The organism is Burkholderia sp. Tr-20390, assembly GCF_017104595.1.
In the GTDB taxonomy this organism is placed as follows: Bacteria; Pseudomonadota; Gammaproteobacteria; order Burkholderiales; family Burkholderiaceae; genus Burkholderia.
Genome location: NZ_JAAGPC010000325.1, coordinates 1 through 5,518, shown reverse-complemented (window position 1 = coordinate 5,518; position 5,518 = coordinate 1). Strand labels below are relative to the sequence as shown.

Genomic DNA, 5,518 nt, shown 5'->3' with positions numbered 1-5,518 from the left:
CGGCGCGGGCCGGGCGGCAGGCCGACGGCCTGCGGCGACAGCCGCTCGCGGTGGGCGCGGATGAATTCGCCGAGTGCGCGGGCGGGCGAGGCGTCGAGCGGCGGGACGGGAGCGGAGGACGGGTGGTTCATGCGGAAACGGCGAAATGGAAACGGGGGCGCGGCAACGGTCAGGCAGGTGTATCGAATACCAGAATAACTGCTTAACTTGTACTGGTACAAACGCAGGGCTATTGTAGCGGCTCGCGCGCTGGCAGGGCAGCGCGCGTCCCACAAAACGCGTTGCATGGGGCCGGAGCAGAGGCTGAGGCGTCTGTCGCACCGGCAACGGTACAAAGGAGCGAACGATGAAACACCACGACCAGGTCGCCGACGCATTCGGCACGACGGCCGCCGCCTATCTGACGAGCACGGTCCACGCGACGGGCGCCGATCTGCAGACGCTCGCGGACGCGGTGCGCGCGACGCCCGACGCCGCGGTGCTCGATCTCGGCTGCGGCGCCGGCCATGCGAGCTTCGCGGTTGCGCCGCACGTGCGCGACGTGGTCGCCTACGATCTCGCCGCGCAGATGCTCGCGACGGTCGACGCCGCCGCGCGCGAACGCGGGCTCGCGAACCTCCGTACGCAGCAGGGGCCGGCCGAGCAACTGCCGTTCGACACGGCGACGTTCGACTGGGTCGTGAGCCGGATGAGCGCGCACCACTGGCACGACATGCGCGCGGCGCTCGCCGAGGTGCGCCGCGTGCTGAAACCGGGCGGCCGCGTGTTGATGATCGATATCGCCGGCAACGACCATCCGCTTCTCGATACGTACCTGCAGGCCGCGGAGGTGCTGCGCGATGCGTCGCACGTGCGCGACTACCGGGCGGACGAATGGCTCGTGATGTTCCGCGAAGCCGGCTTCGACGCGCACGTGCACAGCCGCTGGCGGCTGCCGATCGATTTCGATACGTGGGTTGCGCGCATCCGCACGCCGGCCGACAGCGTCACCGGCATTCGCGCGCTGTGGGCGCATGCGCCGGACGAGGTGCGCGGCTACTACGCGGTGCAGCCCGACGGTTCGTTCGAACACGACGCGTTGCTGATCGACGCGCACTGAGCGCGAGGTGCACCGGCACGGTTTCGCCGGCGCATGAAAAAAGCCGCGATACGCATCATCGCGTATCGCGGCTTTCAAGACGTCAGTCGGCGCGGCATCCCACCGCGCCGCAGGCGGATCAGCCCGTGTTGCGCAGGCCGGCCGCGATCCCGTTGATCGTCAGGTGAATCCCGCGGCGCAGCCGCGCGTTCGTGTCGCCCGCGCGGTGGCGCTTGATCAGCTCGACCTGCAGGTGGTTCAGCGGATCGAGATACGGGAAGCGGTTCTTGATCGAGCGCGCGAGCAGCGGGTTGGTCGCGAGGCGGCCTTCGTGCCCGGTGATTTCCGCCAGCGCCTGCGACGTGCGCTCCCATTCCGCGACGATCCGCTCGAACACGTGCTTGCGCAGCTTGCGATCGGAAACGAGCTGCGCGTAGCGCGACGCGACCGCGAGGTCGGTCTTCGCGAGCACCATGTCCATGTTCGACAGCAGGTTCGAGAAGAACGGCCAGGTCTTGTTCATCTTCTTCAGCAGCGCGACGCGCTTCGTGCGCTCGGCGTCGTCCTGCGCGCCATCGAGATACGCGCTCACCGCGCTGCCGAAGCCGTACCAGCCCGTCAGCAGCAGCCGGCACTGGCCCCACGAGAAGCCCCACGGAATCGCGCGCAGGTCCTCGATCTTGCGCTGCTTCGGATCCTGCAGCTTGCGCGACGCCGGGCGGCTGCCGATGTTCAGCTCGGCGATCTCGGTGATCGGCGTCGACGAGAAGAAGTAGTCGGTGAAGCCCGGCGTTTCATAGACGAGCGCGCGGTACGCGGCCATCGCCGAATCGGACAGCGTCTGCATCGCGGCCTCGAACGCCGGCAACTGCGCGGGCGCGTTGTTCTGCGGCAGGAGCGTGGCTTCGAGCGTCGCGGCGACGACCGTCTCGAGGTTCCGGCGGCCGATCTCCGGGTTCGCGAACTTGCTCGCGATCACCTCGCCCTGTTCGGTCAGGCGGATCTGGCCGTTCACGGTGCCCGGCGGCTGCGACAGGATCGCCTGGTAGGTCGGGCCGCCGCCGCGGCCGACCGTGCCGCCGCGGCCGTGGAACAGCCGCAGCGTGATCTTGCGGTCACGGAACAGGTCGACGAGCGCGAGCTCCGCACGATACAGCTCCCAGTTCGACGTGAGGAAGCCGCCGTCCTTGTTGCTGTCCGAATAGCCGAGCATGACTTCCTGCTCGGCGCCCTGGTGTGCGATCAGCGCGTCGATGCCCGGCAGTGCGAAGTACTCGCGCATGATGCGCGCGGCGTCGCGCAGGTCGGGAATCGTCTCGAACAGCGGGATCACCATCAGGCTGTTCTTCGCATCGCCGCCCGGGACGCCGAGCGCGCCTTCGAGCAGGCCCGTCTCCTTCTGCAGCAGCAGCACCTCGACGAGGTCGCTGACGGTTTCCGTATGCGAAATGATGTAGTTGCGTACCGCACGTGCGCCGAATTGCGCGCGGACTTCGCGCGCCTTCTCGAACACGCCGAGCTCGCTCTGCGCGAGCGCCGAGTATTCGAAATACGGCGAGCGCAGCGGACGCGGATCGGCGAGGGCGGCGAGCAGCACGCGCAGCTTGTCTTCCTCGGCGAGCGCCGCGTAGTCGGCCTCGACGCCCGCGCGGGCGAACAGTTCGGCGACCACGGCTTCGTGGATGTCGGAGCTCTGGCGCAGGTCGATGCTCGCCAGGTGGAAGCCGAACACTTCGGCCGCGCGCACGAGCGGCGCGAGGCGCGGCGCGGCGAGCGACGTGCCGTGGTGTTCGTCGAGCGACGCGGTCAGCACCTTCAGGTCGGCGACGAACGCTTCGGAATCCGCGTACGGGATCGCACGCACGGGCGGCGCGCCGCGGCCTGCGCTGCGCACCGGCACCGTGCCTTCGCCGAGACGCACGCGCGCGCTCGCGGCGAGGCGCGTATAGATGCCGATCAGCGCGCGGCGATACGGTTCGTCGACGCGGTGCGGCGACTGGTCGGGGGAAGCTGCCGCGAGCGCCTTCACGGCGTCGTTCGCACCGACGAGCAGGTTCGACACCGACAGCTCGGCGCCGAGCTTGTGCACCTGTTCGAGATAGTGCTCGAGGATCACCGCGGCCTGGCGGTTGATCGCCTCGTCGAGCGTCGGCGCGGTCACGTTCGGGTTGCCGTCGCGGTCGCCGCCGATCCAGCTGCCCATCTGGAAGAACGCGGGTACGCGCGCGGACAGGCCGTGCTCGGCGAGCGCGGCCTCGATGTCGCCGTACAGCGCGGGCAGTTCGTCGAGGAACGTCGCGCGGTAGTACGACAGCGCGTTCTCGATCTCGTCGCCGACCGTCAGGCGCGAGTCGCGCAGCATGCGGGTCTGCCACAGCGCGGTGACGCGCGCCCGCAGCATCGATTCGTTGTGCTGGCGCTCGCGGCTCGTCAGTTCCTGGTCGCGTTCGGCGAGCAGGCGCGCGATGTCGTGCTGGGCGTCGAGGATGCTCTTGCGCTGCACTTCGGTCGGGTGCGCGGTCAGCACCGGCACGATCAGCGCATCGTCGAAGAAGCGCTGCAGCAGGCGCTTCGACGCGTTGCCGGTCGTCTTCAGTTGTTCGAGCGCGTACGCGACCGTGCCGGGCTGCGACGCGGAGCCGGCCAGCGCATGGATGCGGCGGCGGCGGTTGTGGTGGCGGTCTTCCGCGATGTTAGCGAGGTGCGAGAAATAGCTGAACGCGCGCACGACGCTCACCGTCTGCTCCGGCGTCAGCTTGCGCAGCTTCTTCTCGAGCGTCTGCGCGGCTTCGCTGTCGTCCTCGCGGCGGAACTTGACCGCGGTCTGGCGGATCGTCTCGACGACGTCGAACACGGTATCGCCTTCCTGCTCGCGCACGACGTCGCCGAGCAGGCGGCCGAGGAAGCGGATGTCTTCGAACAGCGGGCCGTCCTTGTCCTCGCGCGTGCGCGTGCCGGACTTCGGCGCGGCGGCCGTGCGGGCAGCCGGGCCGGTGGCTTTCGTCGTGCGTTTTGTCTGACGTATCGGGTCTTTCGGTTTCGTTGCCGTTTTCGCACGGCCGTTCGCGGCGGTGGCGACGGTGTCCGTCGAGGCGTCGGAGGAGGACAGGGCAGCATTGCGGCGCGCCGTACGCGCCGATCCGGAAGACTTCACGATGGGTTTCCTTGGGAAAGCTCGAGTCAAAAGGAACTGCGGAAACTGCGAAACTGCGGTCAAGCAACCAGCTACGTGCGGCACATCCGCGCATCGGCGCCGCGACCCGCTCGGCGGCAGGCCGGGCGCAGGCTCCAGGCCCGGGCGGGCAGGGGCGTGCGTGCTACCATTGTTCGATCTTCAATCCCGTCCTTCGATGTTCCAGCAATGAATTCCGAGACCCCCGCGGCCGGGCCGCAACAGGCACAGTCGCCCGCGACGTTGACGATTGCTTCGCGCGAGAGCCGCCTGGCGATGTGGCAAGCCGAACATGTGCGTGATGCGCTGCGCAAATTATATCCAGCTTGTGACGTGAAAATCCTCGGGATGACGACGCGCGGCGACCAGATTCTCGATCGCACGCTGTCGAAAGTCGGCGGCAAGGGCCTGTTCGTGAAGGAACTGGAGGCCGCGCTGGCCGACGGCCGTGCCGATCTCGCCGTGCATTCGCTGAAGGACGTGCCGATGGCGCTGCCCGACGGCTTCTCGCTCGCCGCGATCATGGAACGTGAGGACCCGCGCGATGCATTCGTGTCGAACGACTACGCGTCGCTCGACGCGCTGCCGGCCGGCGCCGTGGTCGGTACGTCGAGCCTGCGCCGCGAGGCGATGCTGCGCTCGCGCTACCCGCACCTGGACGTGCTGCCGCTGCGCGGCAACCTCGACACGCGCCTCGCGAAGCTCGATCGCGGCGACTACGCGGCGATCATCCTCGCGGCCGCCGGCCTGAAGCGCCTCGGCCTGGAAGCGCGCATTCGCACGCTGATCGACGTCGAAGCCAGCCCGCCCGCGGCCGGCCAGGGCGCGCTCGGCATCGAGATCGCATCGCACCGCGACGACGTCGCCGCATGGCTCGCACCGCTGCACGACCCGCAGACCGCGCTCGCGGTCGAGGCCGAGCGGATGGTGTCGCGCGCGCTCGGCGGCAGCTGTGAGGTGCCGCTCGCCGCGCACGCGGTGTGGCGCGCGGGCGAACTGTACCTGACGGGCCGTGTGTCGACGACCGACGGCAAGCGCGTGCTGACGGCCGAGGAGTGCGGGGCCGTCATGACCGTCGCCGATGCGCTCGCGCTCGGCCGCGCCGTGTCCGACGAGCTCGAGGCGCAAGGCGCGCTCGACAGCGTCCGGGCGCTGCTCGCGGGGGCGCAGGCGGCCGGCAAGGGCGACGGCGGGTGGCGGGCGGCGCGGGCGCGGGCACGAGAGCGGAAGAGCACACGGCTGGACGCTAGGCACGCCACAGGAGAACG

At 69.4% G+C, this 5,518-nt stretch carries 3 protein-coding genes and 1 pseudogene; 2 read left to right on the top strand and 2 right to left on the bottom strand.

What is annotated here, in order from left to right; all coding sequences use genetic code 11:
• A pseudogene (locus G3N98_RS38260) lies at positions 1 to 131 on the bottom strand (transcriptional regulator); the annotation flags it as partial.
• A 215-nt stretch (positions 132 to 346) separates the two neighbouring features.
• Here G3N98_RS38260 and G3N98_RS38255 point away from each other — a divergent pair.
• Positions 347 to 1,099, top strand: a complete 753-nt coding sequence (locus G3N98_RS38255) for a class I SAM-dependent methyltransferase (RefSeq protein ID WP_206151027.1) — start codon at positions 347 to 349, stop codon at positions 1,097 to 1,099.
• A gap of 118 nt (positions 1,100 to 1,217) precedes the next feature.
• Here the strand turns inward: G3N98_RS38255 and ppc are convergent, their stop codons facing one another.
• The gene (gene ppc, locus G3N98_RS38250; protein WP_089473377.1) at positions 1,218 to 4,232 is read right to left on the bottom strand and encodes a phosphoenolpyruvate carboxylase; all 3,015 of its coding nucleotides are present in this window, start codon (positions 4,230 to 4,232) and stop codon (positions 1,218 to 1,220) included.
• A gap of 207 nt (positions 4,233 to 4,439) precedes the next feature.
• Between ppc and hemC the strand changes: the two genes are divergently transcribed.
• On the top strand, positions 4,440 to 5,518 hold a 1,079-nt coding region (gene hemC, locus G3N98_RS38245; protein ID WP_241026273.1), incomplete at its 3' end, for a hydroxymethylbilane synthase.

What these genes read in the sequence shown, in the direction of transcription:
- G3N98_RS38255 (WP_206151027.1), top strand. Translation starts at nt 347, where the DNA reads ATGAAACACCACGACCAGGTCGCCGACGCATTCGGCACGACGGCCGCC.